Source organism: uncultured Microbacterium sp. (genome assembly GCF_947488465.1).
GTDB lineage: Bacteria > Actinomycetota > Actinomycetes > Actinomycetales > Microbacteriaceae > Microbacterium.
The window spans coordinates 132054-146286 of the sequence record NZ_CANKZA010000006.1 but is presented as its reverse complement, the minus strand read 5'-3'; the positions used below and the strand labels follow the sequence as shown (position 1 = coordinate 146286).

Below are 14233 nucleotides of genomic sequence, written 5' to 3'. Positions count from 1 at the left end.
GTTCGTGGGGCAGGTGTGGCCGCTTCCGCCGCGTGATGCGGCACGTACTGCCCCTTGAGTGTGCGCGGTGCGAGGGGCTGGTGCCTTCGTGGGGCAGGTGTGGCCGCTTCCGTCGTGGGATGCGGCACATACTGCCCCCGGAGCGCAGCCTGCGCACGCCGAGCCGGATGGATGCCGGGCTCTCAGCTGGCCGCCAGGCTTCTCCGCGATCGGCGTCGTGGTGAGGATCTCCGGCATCCGTCTACGCCACTGTCGGGGGCATGAGCCCGACACGACCCATCCGATCGGGAGGTCATTCCGGATGACCCCACGTGCGGCACAGACCGCACCTGACGGAAGGAATGAACCATGCGTACAAACCTGAAGCGCGCGACCCTGTACACGTCCGCGGGACTCGGCGCCGCCGCTCTCGCTATCGGCTTCGCGCTGCCCGCGAATGCGGCCGAAACCCAGGACATCGAGAACTCGACCACGCAGTCGTCCTCGCAGACCGACACCATGACCGGTGACATCAGCGCCTGGTTCGACGACATCGCCAGCGAGACGCTGTCGCTCGACGGCAACGGTGTGAGCCTCATCCAGGGCCCGCTGGTCAGTGACGTCGCGAACGTGAGCGACGTGGCAGGCGGCCCGATTCTCTCGGGCAACGAAAGCGCCATCGGCTCGGGCAACGATGTGAGCGCCCCCATCGGCTCCGGCAACGACGTGAGCGTGGACGCTCCGGTCGGCTCCGGCAATGACGTCGCCTCGGGCAACGAGGTCGGCAACGGCAACTCTGCGGACCTCGGCGGTGTCGGAAACGGCAACAGCGTCGGTGACGTGGGTGCCGAGGTCGGCGACATCACCAGCGATGTCACGGGTTCCGTGGGTGACGTGACCAGTGACATCGGCGCCGAGGTCGATGGCCTCGTCGGTGACATCGGTGGGGACGTCGACGACCTGGTCGACGGCATCCTCGGCGACTGATCCGGCGGACGTACCTGGGTACCTGACCCAGGTCGCCACGAAGCGATGACGGCGGCGGCGTCGGGGAGAGATCCCCGGCGCCGCTGTCGCGTGTCAGCGCGCTTCGCGCCAGGAGTGTTGCGGGTCGTAGCCGAGCAGACGCCGGGCCTTGGCGGTCGAGAACAACGAGTCGTTCACGCCCAGCTTGCCGCGGACCTCCACATCCGGGAACACCTCGGCGACGAGCTCTGCGTTGGGCCGCGACATGACGGTGTCGGGCGACGCGATCAAGAACGTGTCGAACCCGGGTGGGGCCACGTCGAGCGCGCGCTCGATCGCATGGGCGCCGTCGCGCGCATCGATGTACGACCACAGGTTCCACGCGCGCTCGCCGGCATCCGCGTCGTAGGAGGGGAAGTCGGCGTAGTCGGCGGGCACCATGACGTTCGAAGCGGGTGGATTCGGCGCGTTCACGACGTCGTTCGAAGATCTCGGCGAGCTGACACAGCTTCCGGGTCTCGCCGTCCAGCGCCTCATGGCCGACGGCTATGGCTTCGGCGCCGAGGGGGACTGGAAGACGGCGACCCTCGTGCGTGTCGCGAACGTCATGGGCGCGGGCCTCCCGGGCGGCGCGAGCCTCATGGAGGACTACACCTACGACCTGGTCGAGGGGGATGAGAAGATCCTCGGCGCGCACATGCTCGAAGTCGCGCCGACTTTGAGCTCCACGAAGGCCCGGCTCGAGGTGCACCCCCTCGGTATCGGCGGCAAGGACGACCCCGTGCGGCTCGTCTTCACGGCCGATCCCGGACCGGCCCTCGTCGTGGCGATGAGCGACCTGCGCGATCGCTTCCGGCTGGTCGCGAACGTCGTCGAGAACGTCGACGCGCCCGATTTGCCACAACTCCCGGTGGGACGCGCGATCTGGAAGCCGGCACCCGATTTCGCGACGAGCGCGGCGTGCTGGCTGACGGCGGGCGCTGCACACCATACGGTGATGACGACCGCCGTCGGCATCGAGGTGTTCCGCGACTTCGCGGAGATCGCCGCGACCGAGCTACTCGTCATCGACGAGACGACGACGGTCCAGGATTTCCAGCGGGAGATCCGCTGGAACCAGGCCTACTACCGACTCGCGCAGGGACTTTGACGCTCATGACCTCCATCCCCCTTTCCGGTACGCAACACACCCTCCGGTCGGGGGAGTACGAGGCGACGATCGCCAGCATCGGCGCGTCTCTGCGTCGACTGACTCACGCGGGTCGAGAGCTCATCTTGTCCTTCGCTGCCGATGAGGTACGTCCGAGCTTCCGCGGGGCGACCCTCGCACCGTGGCCGAACCGGGTCGCCGCGGGCACCTACGATTTCGCGGGCGACACGTACGTCCTCCCGATCGCCGACGCGGGCCGGCCGAACGCGCTCCATGGTCTCGCGTCGTGGCTGGATTTCGCTGTTGTCGCGGAGAGTGATGACAGCGTCACCCTCGTGGCGACCGTCGTCCCCCAGGCCGGATACCCGTGGCGGGTCCGCGTCGAGACGACGTTCGCGCTGGGCGCGGATGGTCTCACCCAGACGGTCGTCGCTACGAACGAATCGGGGGAGTCTGCGCCGTTCGGGACGGGGCCGCATCCGTACCTCGTCGCCGGACCCTCGGCGCTCGACACCTGGACGTTCGCGCTCGACGCCGCCCAGGTCCTGGAAGTGACCCCCGACACACTCCAGCCGGTCGCACTCGTCGACGTCGCCGGCTCCGCGCGGTTCGACTGGCGCAGTCCTCGCGTGATCGGCGACGCCGCGGTCGACCATGCGTTCACCGGGATCGGTTCTGCCGTCGCACGTGTCACCGATCCGACGGGCACAGGCGTCGAAATGACATGGGATGCCGCGTGCTCCTGGGTGCAGGTGTACACCTGTGATCAGCCGGGTGGATCCGCGAACCCCGTGCACCGCACGGGCCTCGCGGTCGAGCCGATGACGTGCGCTCCCGACGCCTTCAACGATGACAACTATCCCTACGACACCGGGCTTCAGGTGCTTGCTCCGGGCGCGAAGTCCATGGCATCCTGGCGGATCGCCGCGCTCTGACTCGGCGCAGCCCTCCCTTCAGATCGCTTGCTCGCCTGAATTGTTCAGGCCTTCGCCGTCGATTCCGCCCGCCCTCGTTGCCTAGGATCGAGAGCGGAGGATGACGTGGCCGACAAGCGCAAGCGGGTGCGAACCCGCGATGTCGTCGCGGAGGGGCTGTACATCGCCTCGGCCGCAACACGGCTGAGCCTGAAGAACAGCATCCTCGTGCACATCCTGGCCGAAGGTGAAGACTTCGACCCTGACCGCTTCGTTCCTGATGCCCGTGCGGCTCTGTTGACTCTCGCTACTGAGGCAGAGGACGATGCGGCCCGTGCGGAGGCAGATCGCAAGGCTGCGCGGAGCCGCCACAGCGAATCTGGCGGGACGCACGATTACCGGTCTCGCGACGTCCGCAACCTTCGCCGTCGCCGCAAGCAATCGCTGCACGTTGCCGCGGAGTTGCGTGCTCGCGCCGACGACGAGACGGAACTGCGCAAGCTCATCGCCGACGCACGCGAGGCAGCATGGTCGGAGGTCGCGAAGAACATCGACAGCGCCCTCCGGATCGAAGCCGCACGTCCGGACCTCGATCCCGACTACGACCGCATGCGGATGGCGCGGATGCAGGCACTCCGACTCGTCGATCTGCCCAAGCTCCGCGCCCACCGCCGGAGCGTCGTCAAACAGCAGGAGCTCCGTGCCGAGGGCATCGAACCCGGCCCTGTCGCCGGTCGCACTGCCGACCCCCGCGGCTTGGACGAACTCGAGTAGCTCCTCTGGCCCCGCTGATCGAGTGCGGTCGCGGAGCGGTCGTGTACCGAGATCACCCTGTCCGCGCCCTCGATTGGGAGGAATGCAACGCCTCATGTAAGCTGGTCGCTGGCCTTCGAGAGTCGGCTGGGCGCCCGTAGCTCAATGGATAGAGCATCTGACTACGGATCAGAAGGTTAGGGGTTCGAGTCCCTTCGGGCGCACACTGTGTTGAGACAGTGCTTATCGAAAACCCGCGGATTTCCGCGGGTTTTCGTGTTTCTGGGCTTACATCGGCGAACAGGTGGACATCGCTGCGACCTACGCGCCGTGCTCGTACGTGGCTCGCAGTGCGGTCGAGTCTCAACTGGTCACACTTGCCAGAGGCTACTCCTGGGGGAGTACACGCAGGTGACTCCTACGGGCGGACGACACCGTCGGGCCGGTGCGGGACGCAGATCGCGTCGGTGGGGCGGGAGCCCCGACGAACTCGAAGAAGCCCATCATGTCCACGCAAACCTCCGCCCGTGAGAGCGTTCCGACCCCTGTCCCCGCCCACCAGGTCCACGCCGATGCGGGACTGACACCGCACGCCTCGACCTCCGTCCGAGCGGACCGGCCCGTCACCACACGGACCCGCCCGGGAGGTGTCGTCCTGATCGCCGTCCTGGCCTGGATCGGCGCGGTCGCAGAGATCCTCTCCGGAGTCCTCGTGTTGACCGGCATCCTGAACCCGGTGAACGTATCGACCGAAACGGCGTCATCACGCACCCGGCCGACTTCGTCGGACTGATCGCCTCCGGCCTCGGTGCCGTCATCGGCCTCGCCCTGCTCTACGCCCGGCGAGCGAACGCCTACTTCGCCCGCTGATCGGTCTGATCTGCAACACGAAAGGCCCGCGGAATCCGCGGGTCTTTCGTGTTGCGGGAAGCGGTCGGGGTCAGAGGGCCCCACCGTGTGGCGCTCGTCAGTCGCGCGCGGCGATGGCCGCCGCGAGGAACGGCGCGGTGACACTTCCTGAGGCCGCCGACACATCTCGCGGCGTCCCCTGAGCGACGACCTGACCGCCCGCATCGCCGGCCCCGGGGCCCATGTCGATGACCCAGTCGGCCTGCGCGACGATCCGCATGTCGTGCTCCACGATCACGACCGTGTTGCCGCCGTCGACCAGGCTCTGGAGGTGGCCGAGGAGTCGGTCCGCGTCGGCGGGATGCAGTCCCGAGGTCGGCTCGTCGAGCAGATACAGGGTGTCACCGCGTTGGGCGCGGCGGAGCTCCGATGCGAGCTTCACGCGCTGCGCCTCGCCGCCGGAGAGCTCTGTCGCGGGCTGGCCGAGCGGGATGTAGCCGAGCCCGACATCGAGGAGCGCGTCGAGATGGCGCGTGACCTCTGCGTCATCGACGAAGAGCTCGCGGGCGTCGCGGACGCTCATGCCGAGGACGTCGGCGATGTTGGCGCCGTGCAGGCGGATCTCCAGCGTCTCCGGGTTGTAGCGCGTGCCGCCGCACGTGCTGCAGGGAGCGTGGACGGTCGGCAGGAAGAGCAGCTCCACCTGCACCGTCCCCTCACCCTTGCACGTCGGGCACCGGCCACTCGGCAGGTTGAAGGAGAACCGGCTGGCCGGGTAGCGCCGGCTGCGGGCCTCGGGGCTCGCGGCGAACAGCGCTCGGATGCGATCGAACAACCCGGTGTAGGTGGCGACGTTCGAGCGCGGTGTGCGTCCGATCGGCTTCTGGCTGACCTGAACCACGCGGCTGACCCGCGCCGCGGATCCCGACACGGAGCCGGCCGTCGTTATGGGTGCGACGGACAGGAGTGGGTCGTCGGAGGCGAGGCCCTCCGATTCGGACTCCGTCGCCGCATCGTTCAGGTCACTGGAGAGGTTCGCCTTCAGCAGATCGGGGAGCGCCTGGGTGACCAGCGTCGACTTGCCCGAGCCCGAGATGCCGGTCACCGCGGTGAGGCATCCGAGCGGAATCGACACCGACAACCCGGTCAGGTTGTTCCGGACGACATCGACGAGGGTGAGGTGCCCGTCCGGCTCGCGTGGAGCGATCGCCGCAGGCCGTCCTTCTCGCGGACTGGCATTATCGAACAGGTAGCGTCGAGTGACGGACGCTTCGACGTCGCGAAGCCCGTCGAGGGGGCCGGAGTAGACGATCGTCCCGCCGGCGGCGCCGGCACCCGGGCCGATGTCGACGATCCATTCCGCGTGACGGATGACGTCTACCGAGTGCTCCACGAAGTACACCGTGTTCCCGCCGTCGCGGAGCGCCCGCAGAATGCGCAGCAGCGCCTCGGTGTCGGCAGGATGCAGCCCCGCCGACGGCTCGTCGAGGACGAACATCACCCCGAAAAGCTGTGACAGGACCTGGGTGGCGAGCCGCATCCGCTGCAGCTCACCAGACGACAGCGTGGGCGTCGCACGATCGAGCGACAGGTATCCCAACCCCAGGTCGAGGATCGGAGAAAGGCGGTCGAGAAGCTCGCGGACGAGTCGCTGCGCCGCCAGCCGCTTCTCCGGGGCGAGCGGTTCGGCGGCGGATGCCGCAACGATCTCAGCCGGCATCCAGTCGGGCGAGAGGACATTGTCGAGCAGGGCTGCGAGGTCCTCCAGGGGGAGTCCGGCGAAACGCGTGACGTCGTAGCCCTCGAAGGTGACCGCGAGTGCTTCGGGCTTGAGTCGACGTCCGTCGCACAGGGGGCAGCGGACGCTCTCCATGAAGCTCGCGGCCTTCTCGCGCATTCTGGCGCTCTTGGACCCCGCGAACGTGTCGAGCACGTAGCGTCTGACTCCGAGGAACGTGCTCATGTAGCGCGGTTCCACGCCGGCCGCGACCGCCTTGCGCACGTCCGCAGGAGAACGGTCCGTGTAGATCGGCACTTGCGGCGACTCGTCGGTGAGCAGCGCCCAGTCGCGCTGCTCCTGGGTCAGATCGCGCCAGGGAACGTCGATGTCGTAGCCGAGGGAGATGAGACTGTCGCGGAGCTGTTTGCCATGCCAGGCCGTCGGCCAGGCGGCGAGTGCGCCATCGCGAATCGACAGTGAATCGTCGGGCACCATCAGGTGCAGCGGCACGTCGTAGACCTGGCCGATGCCGTGGCACTCCGGGCAGGCACCCTGGACCGTGTTCGCCGAGAAGTCCTCGGCGAACAGCATCGCCGCCCCGGCCGGATATGTCCCCGCGCGTGAGAAGAGCATGCGCACGACGCTCCCGATCGTGGTGGCGCTTCCGACAGTCGAACGCGCGCTCCCGGCGTTCCTTTGCTGGGGCAGCGCGACGGCCGGAGGCAGACCCGTGATCGCGTCGACGTCCGGGACGCCGACCTGGCTGATCAGGCGGCGGGCGTAGGGCGCCACCGACTCGAAGTAGCGACGCTGCGCCTCGGCGTAGAGCGTGCCGAATGCCAGCGAGCTCTTGCCGGATCCGGAGACGCCGGTGAAGGCCACGAGCGCGTCGCGCGGGATCTCCACCGCGACGCTCTGGAGGTTGTGCTCGCGCGCGCCGGTCACGACGATGCCAGGGGTCAGGCCGGAGCGGGCCGGGGGTACGGCTTCGACCACGGTCTGCCTCTTCTCGGGTGCGGGGGACACCTCTGGAAGACTACATCGGCGGGTGGGATGGCCGAGGCCGCTTGACAACGATCGAATCGCGTTGCTCACGGGTTTCGGTCTCGCGATCACTCTCGCCGGATGCACGTTCGCGGTCAGGCCGCCCCGGCGAGCTCCTGCCGCAAGATGCCGGCACCCGCGCTGAGAGCACTCATCTTCCCGAGGGCGACGTCCCGCGCCAGCGGTGCCATGCCGCAGTTGGTGCTCGCGATGAGCTTGTCCGCGTCGACGAAGCGGAGTGCACTGCGGAGGGTGTCGGCGACTTCCTCCGGCGTCTCGACCGTCGTGCTCGCGACATCGATCGCGCCCAGCATGACCTTCTTGCCACGGACGAGTTCGATGAGCTCCACCGGCACATGGGAGTGGTGGCACTCCAACGAGATGATGTCGATGCTCGAACGCTGCAGAAGCGGAAAGGACTCCTCGTACTGTCGCCACTCCGACCCGAGCGTGGCCTTCCACTCGGTGTTCGCCGTGATCCCGTACCCGTAGCAGATATGGACGGCCGTTTCGGCGCGCAACCCCTCCGCCGCTCGTTCAAGCGTGGCAACGCCCCAGTCCTGGACCTCGTCGAAGAAGACGTTGAAGGCCGGCTCATCGAACTGGATGATGTCGACGCCGGCCGCCTCGAGCTCCCGCGCCTCCTGGTTGAGAATCGTCGCGAATTCCCATGCCAGCTTCTCGCGACTCTTGTAGTGGCGGTCCGACAAGGTGTCGATCATCGTCATCGGGCCGGGGAGAGCCCACTTGATGGGCTGATCGGTCTGCTGGCGGAGGAAGGCGGCATCCTCGACGAACACCGACGTCGGGCGGCTGACAGCGCCGACGACGGTCGGCACGCTCGCGTCATACCGGTTTCGGATGCGGACGGTCTCGCGCTGCGCGAAGTCGACGCCGTCGAGGTGCTCGATGAACGTCGTGACGAAATGCTGACGGGTCTGCTCGCCGTCGCTGATGATGTCGATCCCGCGCCGGCACTGCTCCTGCACGGCGCTGCGCAGGGCATCCTGCTTTCCTTCGACCAGCGCTTCGCCCTCCAGTTTCCAGGGGGACCAGAGCGTTTCAGGCTCGGCGAGCCATGATGGCTTCGGCAGGCTGCCGACGATCGCGGTGGGCAGCAGGTGCGGCAGGGGCGAGGGCATGCTCGACGCGTCTTCGCGGGTCATCGGGCGAGCACGGCGTCGGAGGCGGCCCACTGCTCGAGGGCCTCCTTATGCGGCTTCATGAAGTGCTCCTCGGTGTACGCGCCCTGTTTCTTCGCGAGTTCGCTGCGCTCCACACGGTCGTAGGAGATCTGTGTCGCTGTGTAGTCCTGATGGTCCAGGCGCGGGCGATAGACATCGGCGGCGGGGGAGTTCGCGTTGTAGATCTCCGGCCGATAGATCTTCTGGAACGTCTCCATCGTTCCGATCGTGCCGCTCAGCTGCAAATCGGTGTAGTCGCCCACGAGGTCTCCGCGGAAGTAGAACGCGAGCGGCGCGACACTTCCGGGAGGCATGAAGTACCGGACCTTGAGCCCCATCCGTCCGAAGTACTCATCAGTCAGCGAGTACTCGTCCTGCTGGTACTCGACTCCGAGAACGGGGTGGCGGTAGTCGGTTCGGGTGTAGGTCTTGCTCGTCGACACGCTGATGCAGATTACCGGCGATGCCTCGAAGCGTTCGCGGTAGGCGTCCGAGGCGAGGAAGTGCCGGAAGAGCTTCCCGTGCAGCTCGCCGAAATCGTCCGGGACGATGTGCTTCCCGGCCGCCGCGGCTGCCGCCGGCAGCACCACGCTGAAGTCGAAGTCGCGGACGTACGACGAGAAGTTGTTCCCCACGATCCCGTGGCTGCGCTCGCCGTTCTGCCGGTCCACGATCTGGATGTCGAGGACTTCGAGAAGGGGGAACCTCTGGTCGACGCCTCCCGACGTGAACTCCAGGTCTGCGGAGACGATCTCCAGCTCGATGCCGTACCGGTTTCCGTTCGAATCGTCCGCGTGGACGAGTTCGTTGACGCGGTGCTCGATCATCGTCAGCGCGTTGCGGAGGTTCTGTCGACGGCTCTCTCCCCGTGCCAGGTTGGCGAAGTTCGTGGTGATGCGGGAGCTCTCCGACGGGGCGTAGTCCTCGTCGAACGGGGTGGTGGTGATCGTGAAGGTGAATGCGTTCGCCATGAGCGGCCAATTCGGGGCTGGTCGGCCGGGCTCGGCCTTGCGGAAGTGAGTACGACCATCGTGCCGGGATGCCGGAACTATCGAGTAACATGCGTCACCTATACTCTCGTATAGGATTTATCTATGCCCCGAGGATCTGCGAGCATCACGCTGCAGCAGCTTCAGTACTTCATCGAGGTCGCCGCGGAGGGATCGATCAGCGCCGCCGCGGACCTCCTCTTCGTCTCCCAGCCGACGATGTCCGCGGCGATGCGAGAACTCGAGGCGCGCGTGGGCCGCACCCTCCTCCTCCGCTCTGCGCGCGGCGTGACCCTCACCGCGGATGGCGCGGAGTTCCTGGGATACGCGCGCCAGGTCGTAGAACAGGCCGCGCTCCTCGAACAGCGCTACCTCGGGCGGCCTCCGTCGAGGCGCCTGCTAGGAGTGTCGGCGCAGCACTACTCCTTCGTCGTCGACGCCTTCGTGCGGATGGTGAAGGCCAGTGGTGCGGACGAGTACGAGTTCTCGCTGCGTGAGACGCGGACGTGGGACATCATCGAGGACGTCCGGACCCTCCGCAGTGAACTCGGCATCCTCTATCGGAACGACTTCAACCGGAAGGTCATCGACAAGCTCCTCCGCGACTCCGGGCTCGCCTTCCACCCGCTGTTCCTCGCCCAGCCGCACATCTTCATCTCGCGGAAGAATCCGCTCGCCGCGCGTGAGCGCGTCACCCTCGACGACCTCGCTAACTCGCCGCGGCTGACATTCGACCAAGGCGCGAACAACTCGTTCTACTTCGCCGAGGAGATCCTGTCGACGCTGTCGAGCGCACGAGACATCCGGGTCTCCGACCGTGCGACCATCTTCAACCTCATGATCGGACTCGACGGCTACACGATTTCGACAGGCATCGTCAGTGACGACCTCGACCCGGAGATCGTCGCCATCCCCCTCCAGGTCGACGAGCGCATCGAGATCGGCTGGATCGGTCACTCCGGAATCCCGCTGACCGAAGGAGCTCAACGCTACCTCGCCGAGGTGCGCGTGGTCGTCGCCGAATACGGGGTCGAACTGCGGGGGTGAACGCTCTCCCGCCCGATCAGTCCTGGTGCCGCCGTGCGCGAACGATCAGCCCCCGCAGGGCTCGTTGAAGCGCTCCACGGCGTCCCGCAGCCCGCTGGACGCGGCATCCAGCGCTTCGGGCGCGGCGTCCGGCTCGGCAGCAGCGTGGACGTCATTCAGGCCGGTGATCAGGTCGTCGAGAATCGGCGAGATCTGCTCGTTGGTGATCTGTGGAGAGACGGAGTAGAGACCGGCCGAGGCAGAGGCGAGGTTCGACTGCGCTGTGGTCATGTCCCCGGCCAGCAACGCGGTATCGGCGGCAGTCACCTGCTCCTGCACGTTCCCGAGGCCTTCCGCGAGCACCCCGCATGCGTCCTGGGTGCTCTGCGGACCCGTGGTCGCCGAGCATGCGGTGAGCGCAGCGACGGACACGAGCAGGGCGGTGCTGCCGACGACGAGACGGGGGAAGGGCATGGGCTTCTCCGAACGGATGCGGTGGACCCTCCAAGAGTGTCATGCCCAGCCCGGTGCGGCCCGACCGAGCGAATGCGGCACGATGGAGGAAGGTCGTGCACGGATGCCGGCCGATCCCCACGGAAGGCGCGATTCGATGACGCACGCACCACAGGACTGGATCCGATCCCTCGGCGATACGGGGCTTCAGATCTCCGCGGTCACGGTCGGGGGCAGCCCGCTCGGCAGCATGCCCCAGGACTACCGCGCGACGGCCGATGCCCTCAGCCGCCTCACGCCCTCCCAGTACCGGGTCACGCAGGACGACGGCACCGAGCCGCCGTTCCGCAACGCCTACTGGGACACGCATGACGACGGCATCTATGTCGATGTCGTCTCCGGCCAACCCCTGTTCTCGTCTACCGACAAGTTCGACAGCGGAACCGGGTGGCCGAGTTTCACGCGGCCTATCGACCCCTCGGCGGTGACCGAGAACGTCGACGGAATGCTGTGGATGAAGCGCACGGAGGTGCGCTCCGCGGGAGCCGACAGTCACCTCGGGCACGTCTTCGACGACGGCCCGCGGGATGCCGGCGACCTCCGCTACTGCATGAACTCCGCGGCGCTGAGATTCGTCCCCGCCGCCGAGCTCGACCAGCAGGGCTACGGTGAATACCGCACCCTGTTCCCGGACACCACGACCCAGGAGAACGCATCATGAGCGACACCGGATCCATCACCCGCACCCCCGGCACCGAAACCGCCGTGCTCGCCGGCGGCTGTTTCTGGGGCGTCGAAGACCTGATCCGCCGTCAGCCGGGCGTGCTCGACACCCGTGTCGGCTACACCGGTGGCCAGAACGATCACGCGACCTACCGCAACCACCCGGGCCACGCGGAGGCGGTCGAGATCGTCTTCGATCCGACGAAGACGACGTACCGCGATGTCCTCGCGTTCTTCTTCCAGATCCACGACCCGTCGACTCTCAACCGCCAGGGCAACGATGTCGGAACGAGTTACCGGTCGGCGATCTTCCCGCTGACGGCCGAGCAGGAGCAAGTCGCCCGCGACACGATCGCCGACGTGGATGCGTCGGGACTGTGGCCGAACAAGGCCGTGACGACGATCGAACCGGCAGGTCCGTTCTGGGAGGCCGAACCCGAGCACCAGGACTACCTGATCCGCATTCCGCACGGGTACACGTGCCATTTCGTGCGTCCTGGTTGGGTGCTGCCCGCACGCGATGTGGATGCCGCCGTCTAAAGCGGAGTGACCCGCACCCACACGAACCCGTGGGGGCGGAGCACGATGCCCTCGTCGAGATCGACGTCCGCTCCGAGCACGAGATCGCGCGCCGCGCGGTCGAAGCCGGAGAGGGTCAACGGGTCGATCTGAACCTCGGCATCCGCCACGTTCGCGAGGACGAGCACCACGGCGTCGCCGGATACACGCTGATAGCCGACGACGCTGTGGTGCGACGTGCGGAAGCTCGTGAGTGCGTTGCCCGCGAATTCGGGCGTCGACTGGCGCACCGAGATGAGTTTCGTGAGCCGGTGGAACACGCGGCCCGCGGGGGTTGCGAGGTCGCCCCGACGCGCGTATTGATCGCGTGCACGATTTCCGCGATGCACCCAGCGTGAGTCGCCGCGGCGGTCGGGATCGTCCGCGTAGGAGTAGTCGTTGAGCTGAGCGACTTCGTCGCCGAGGTAGAGCAGCGGCACGCCCCCGGTCGACAGGGCGATCGCGTGCGCGAGCACGACCCGGTCTTCCCCGGCCGCATCGCCCGCCTCGATCCCGGCGAGGGATGCCGTGGTCCCGGTCACCCGTGCGTCCCCTGTCGCAGGGTTCTCCTGGAACGCCACCCCACGCGCGAACGTCCCCTCGTGCTTGCCGGTGTAGAAGCGATTGAGGAACTGGCGGTGGCGGTAGCCGTCGATCCCGAACTCCGCCGCATCCTCATCGGCGAACGTCCACCCGATGTCGTCGTGGCTGCGCACGTAGTTGACCCAGGCGGTCCCTCCCGGCAGTGCGTGTCGGCGCTCGAGCGCCTGCTGCAAGAGGCGCCCGTCGCGGGTGGCGAGCGCTTCCCACGTCAGCGCCATCTGCAGCGGGTTGTACGAGAGGCGGCACTCCTCCGGCGATATGTAGGAGGCGACCTCATCGGGGTGCACGATCGCCTCGGACTTGAACACCATCCCCGGGGCTGCCATCGCCAACACGGCATTGAACGCCTGCAGCAGCAGGTGGGCTTCGGGGAGCGACTCGCACGACGTGCCGAGCTGCTTCCAGATGAAGGCGACGGCATCCATGCGGAGGACCTCGACCCCCTGGTTGGCGAGGAACAGCATTTCGCCGGCCATTGCCCGGAACACGGCGGGGTTCGCGTAGTTCAGATCCCACTGATACCGGTAGAAGGTGGCCCACACCCAGCGGCCGTCATCCAGGGGCACGAACGATCCGGGGTGATCGTCGGGGAAGATCTCACGCGTGGTCCGCTCGAAGGCGTCCGGCATGGTGCGGTCGGGGAAGATCAGATAGAAATCCTCGAACTCGGGGTCGCCGGCGAGGGCTTTCTGCGCCCACTCGTGCTGATTGCTCGTGTGGTTGAAGATGAAGTCGAGCACGAGCGATATGCCGGCAAGCCGCAGTTCAGCGGCGAGGTCGGCCAGTTGTGCCATCGTTCCGAGACTCGGATTCACCCGGCGGTAGCTCGACACCGCGTAGCCGCCGTCGTTCTCGCCGTCGGGGCTGTCGAACAGCGGCATGAGGTGCAGGTAGGTGAGTCCGAGCTCGCGGAAATACGGGATCTGCTCGCGAATGCCGTCGAGGTTGCCGCCGAAGCGGTCGACGTAGCAGACACCGCCGAGCATCCGCTCGGACTGGAACCAGTCCGGGTCGCTCGCGCGCTGCCGGTCGCGGACCTTGAGATCGAGAGGGCGGCCGTTCCATGAGGCGGATGCCGCAGCCACGACCTGCGCGAGCTGCTCCTGCCCGTCGGGACGGTCACCGTAGAGCCGCGTGAACAGGCTGTGCAGACGGGGGAAGTGCGCGTCGAAGCGCTCGAGGAAGTCCTCGTCGAGACGCCCCGCGGCAGCGGCCCGGGCGAGTGCTGCGTCGCGGTCGTCCTCCATCGCGTCCAACGGCCGGAAGTCTGAAGTGGTCATGTCGGCTCCTTCCCGCCCAGCCTACGGGGGCGGCGTAGGCTC

The 14233-nt window shown here is 67.3% G+C and carries 12 protein-coding genes, 1 tRNA gene and 2 pseudogenes; 9 read left to right on the top strand and 6 right to left on the bottom strand.

What is annotated here, in order from left to right; all coding sequences use genetic code 11:
* Window positions 1-348 precede the first annotated feature (348 nt).
* Window positions 349-966, top strand: coding sequence for a hypothetical protein (locus tag Q0653_RS13250; protein WP_298945095.1), 618 nt, complete (start codon window positions 349-351; stop codon window positions 964-966).
* Window positions 967-1059: 93 nt separating this feature from the next.
* On the opposite strand, the pseudogene Q0653_RS13245 reads toward Q0653_RS13250, so the two are convergent.
* Window positions 1060-1395: pseudogene (locus Q0653_RS13245) on the bottom strand (NAD(P)-dependent oxidoreductase); the annotation flags it as partial.
* Here Q0653_RS13245 and Q0653_RS13240 point away from each other — a divergent pair.
* The 5 genes and pseudogenes from Q0653_RS13240 to Q0653_RS13220 all read left to right on the top strand — a co-directional run.
* Window positions 1388-2095 (top strand): annotated as a pseudogene (locus Q0653_RS13240) (L-arabinose isomerase); the annotation flags it as partial. The pseudogenes Q0653_RS13245 and Q0653_RS13240 sit on opposite strands and share 8 nt — an antisense overlap.
* A 5-nt stretch (window positions 2096-2100) precedes the next feature.
* Complete coding sequence (locus tag Q0653_RS13235) at window positions 2101-3030, top strand: aldose 1-epimerase family protein (RefSeq protein WP_298945094.1); 930 nt, start codon at window positions 2101-2103, stop codon at window positions 3028-3030.
* Window positions 3031-3135: 105 nt separating this feature from the next.
* Window positions 3136-3783 carry an asparagine synthase gene (locus Q0653_RS13230; RefSeq protein WP_298945092.1) on the top strand — a complete coding sequence of 216 codons (648 nt, stop codon included), beginning with the start codon at window positions 3136-3138 and terminating at the stop codon, window positions 3781-3783.
* A 130-nt stretch (window positions 3784-3913) separates the two neighbouring features.
* Window positions 3914-3986, top strand: a tRNA-Arg gene (locus Q0653_RS13225).
* Window positions 3987-4267: 281 nt separating this feature from the next.
* Complete coding sequence (locus Q0653_RS13220; protein ID WP_298945090.1) at window positions 4268-4555, top strand: hypothetical protein; 288 nt, start codon at window positions 4268-4270, stop codon at window positions 4553-4555.
* Between the two features lie 174 nt (window positions 4556-4729).
* Here the strand turns inward: Q0653_RS13220 and Q0653_RS13215 are convergent, their stop codons facing one another.
* The 3 genes from Q0653_RS13215 to Q0653_RS13205 form a co-directional block, all read right to left on the bottom strand.
* Entirely contained in the window at window positions 4730-7327 is a 2598-nt protein-coding gene (locus tag Q0653_RS13215) for an excinuclease ABC subunit UvrA (protein ID WP_298945237.1), read from the bottom strand.
* A gap of 143 nt (window positions 7328-7470) precedes the next feature.
* Window positions 7471-8505 (bottom strand): methionine synthase, encoded by a 1035-nt coding sequence (locus Q0653_RS13210; RefSeq protein WP_298945235.1) that lies wholly within the window; start codon window positions 8503-8505, stop codon window positions 7471-7473.
* A gap of 32 nt (window positions 8506-8537) precedes the next feature.
* Window positions 8538-9530: a putative oxygenase MesX gene (locus Q0653_RS13205; protein WP_298945088.1), complete on the bottom strand. Its 993-nt coding sequence runs from the start codon at window positions 9528-9530 to the stop codon at window positions 8538-8540.
* A 123-nt stretch (window positions 9531-9653) separates the two neighbouring features.
* Between Q0653_RS13205 and Q0653_RS13200 the strand changes: the two genes are divergently transcribed.
* The gene (locus Q0653_RS13200; protein WP_298945086.1) at window positions 9654-10595 is read left to right on the top strand and encodes a LysR family transcriptional regulator; all 942 of its coding nucleotides are present in this window, start codon (window positions 9654-9656) and stop codon (window positions 10593-10595) included.
* A gap of 45 nt (window positions 10596-10640) precedes the next feature.
* Here Q0653_RS13200 and Q0653_RS13195 read toward each other — a convergent pair whose 3' ends face one another.
* Window positions 10641-11048 carry a hypothetical protein gene (locus Q0653_RS13195; protein ID WP_298945084.1) on the bottom strand — a complete coding sequence of 136 codons (408 nt, stop codon included), beginning with the start codon at window positions 11046-11048 and terminating at the stop codon, window positions 10641-10643.
* A gap of 229 nt (window positions 11049-11277) precedes the next feature.
* Between Q0653_RS13195 and msrB the strand changes: the two genes are divergently transcribed.
* Window positions 11278-11748, top strand: a complete 471-nt coding sequence (gene msrB / locus Q0653_RS13190; protein WP_298945233.1) for a peptide-methionine (R)-S-oxide reductase MsrB — start codon at window positions 11278-11280, stop codon at window positions 11746-11748.
* The gene (gene msrA / locus Q0653_RS13185; RefSeq protein WP_298945082.1) at window positions 11745-12290 is read left to right on the top strand and encodes a peptide-methionine (S)-S-oxide reductase MsrA; all 546 of its coding nucleotides are present in this window, start codon (window positions 11745-11747) and stop codon (window positions 12288-12290) included. Before msrB ends, msrA begins: the two co-directional genes overlap by 4 nt.
* Here the strand turns inward: msrA and Q0653_RS13180 are convergent.
* Window positions 12287-14191 carry an amylosucrase gene (locus Q0653_RS13180; RefSeq protein ID WP_298945080.1) on the bottom strand — a complete coding sequence of 635 codons (1905 nt, stop codon included), beginning with the start codon at window positions 14189-14191 and terminating at the stop codon, window positions 12287-12289. The two genes, msrA and Q0653_RS13180, sit on opposite strands and share 4 nt — an antisense overlap.
* Window positions 14192-14233: the final 42 nt, after the last annotated feature.

Coding starts and splice junctions, on each gene's coding strand:
- Q0653_RS13250 (WP_298945095.1), top strand. CDS start 349: ATGCGTACAAACCTGAAGCGCGCGACCCTGTACACGTCCGCGGGACTC.
- Q0653_RS13235 (WP_298945094.1), top strand. CDS start 2,101: ATGACCTCCATCCCCCTTTCCGGTACGCAACACACCCTCCGGTCGGGG.
- Q0653_RS13220 (WP_298945090.1), top strand. CDS start 4,268: ATGTCCACGCAAACCTCCGCCCGTGAGAGCGTTCCGACCCCTGTCCCC.
- Q0653_RS13205 (WP_298945088.1), bottom strand. CDS start 9,530: ATGGCGAACGCATTCACCTTCACGATCACCACCACCCCGTTCGACGAG.
- Q0653_RS13200 (WP_298945086.1), top strand. CDS start 9,654: ATGCCCCGAGGATCTGCGAGCATCACGCTGCAGCAGCTTCAGTACTTC.
- Q0653_RS13195 (WP_298945084.1), bottom strand. CDS start 11,048: ATGCCCTTCCCCCGTCTCGTCGTCGGCAGCACCGCCCTGCTCGTGTCC.
- msrB (WP_298945233.1), top strand. CDS start 11,278: ATGCCCCAGGACTACCGCGCGACGGCCGATGCCCTCAGCCGCCTCACG.
- msrA (WP_298945082.1), top strand. CDS start 11,745: ATGAGCGACACCGGATCCATCACCCGCACCCCCGGCACCGAAACCGCC.
- Q0653_RS13180 (WP_298945080.1), bottom strand. CDS start 14,191: ATGACCACTTCAGACTTCCGGCCGTTGGACGCGATGGAGGACGACCGC.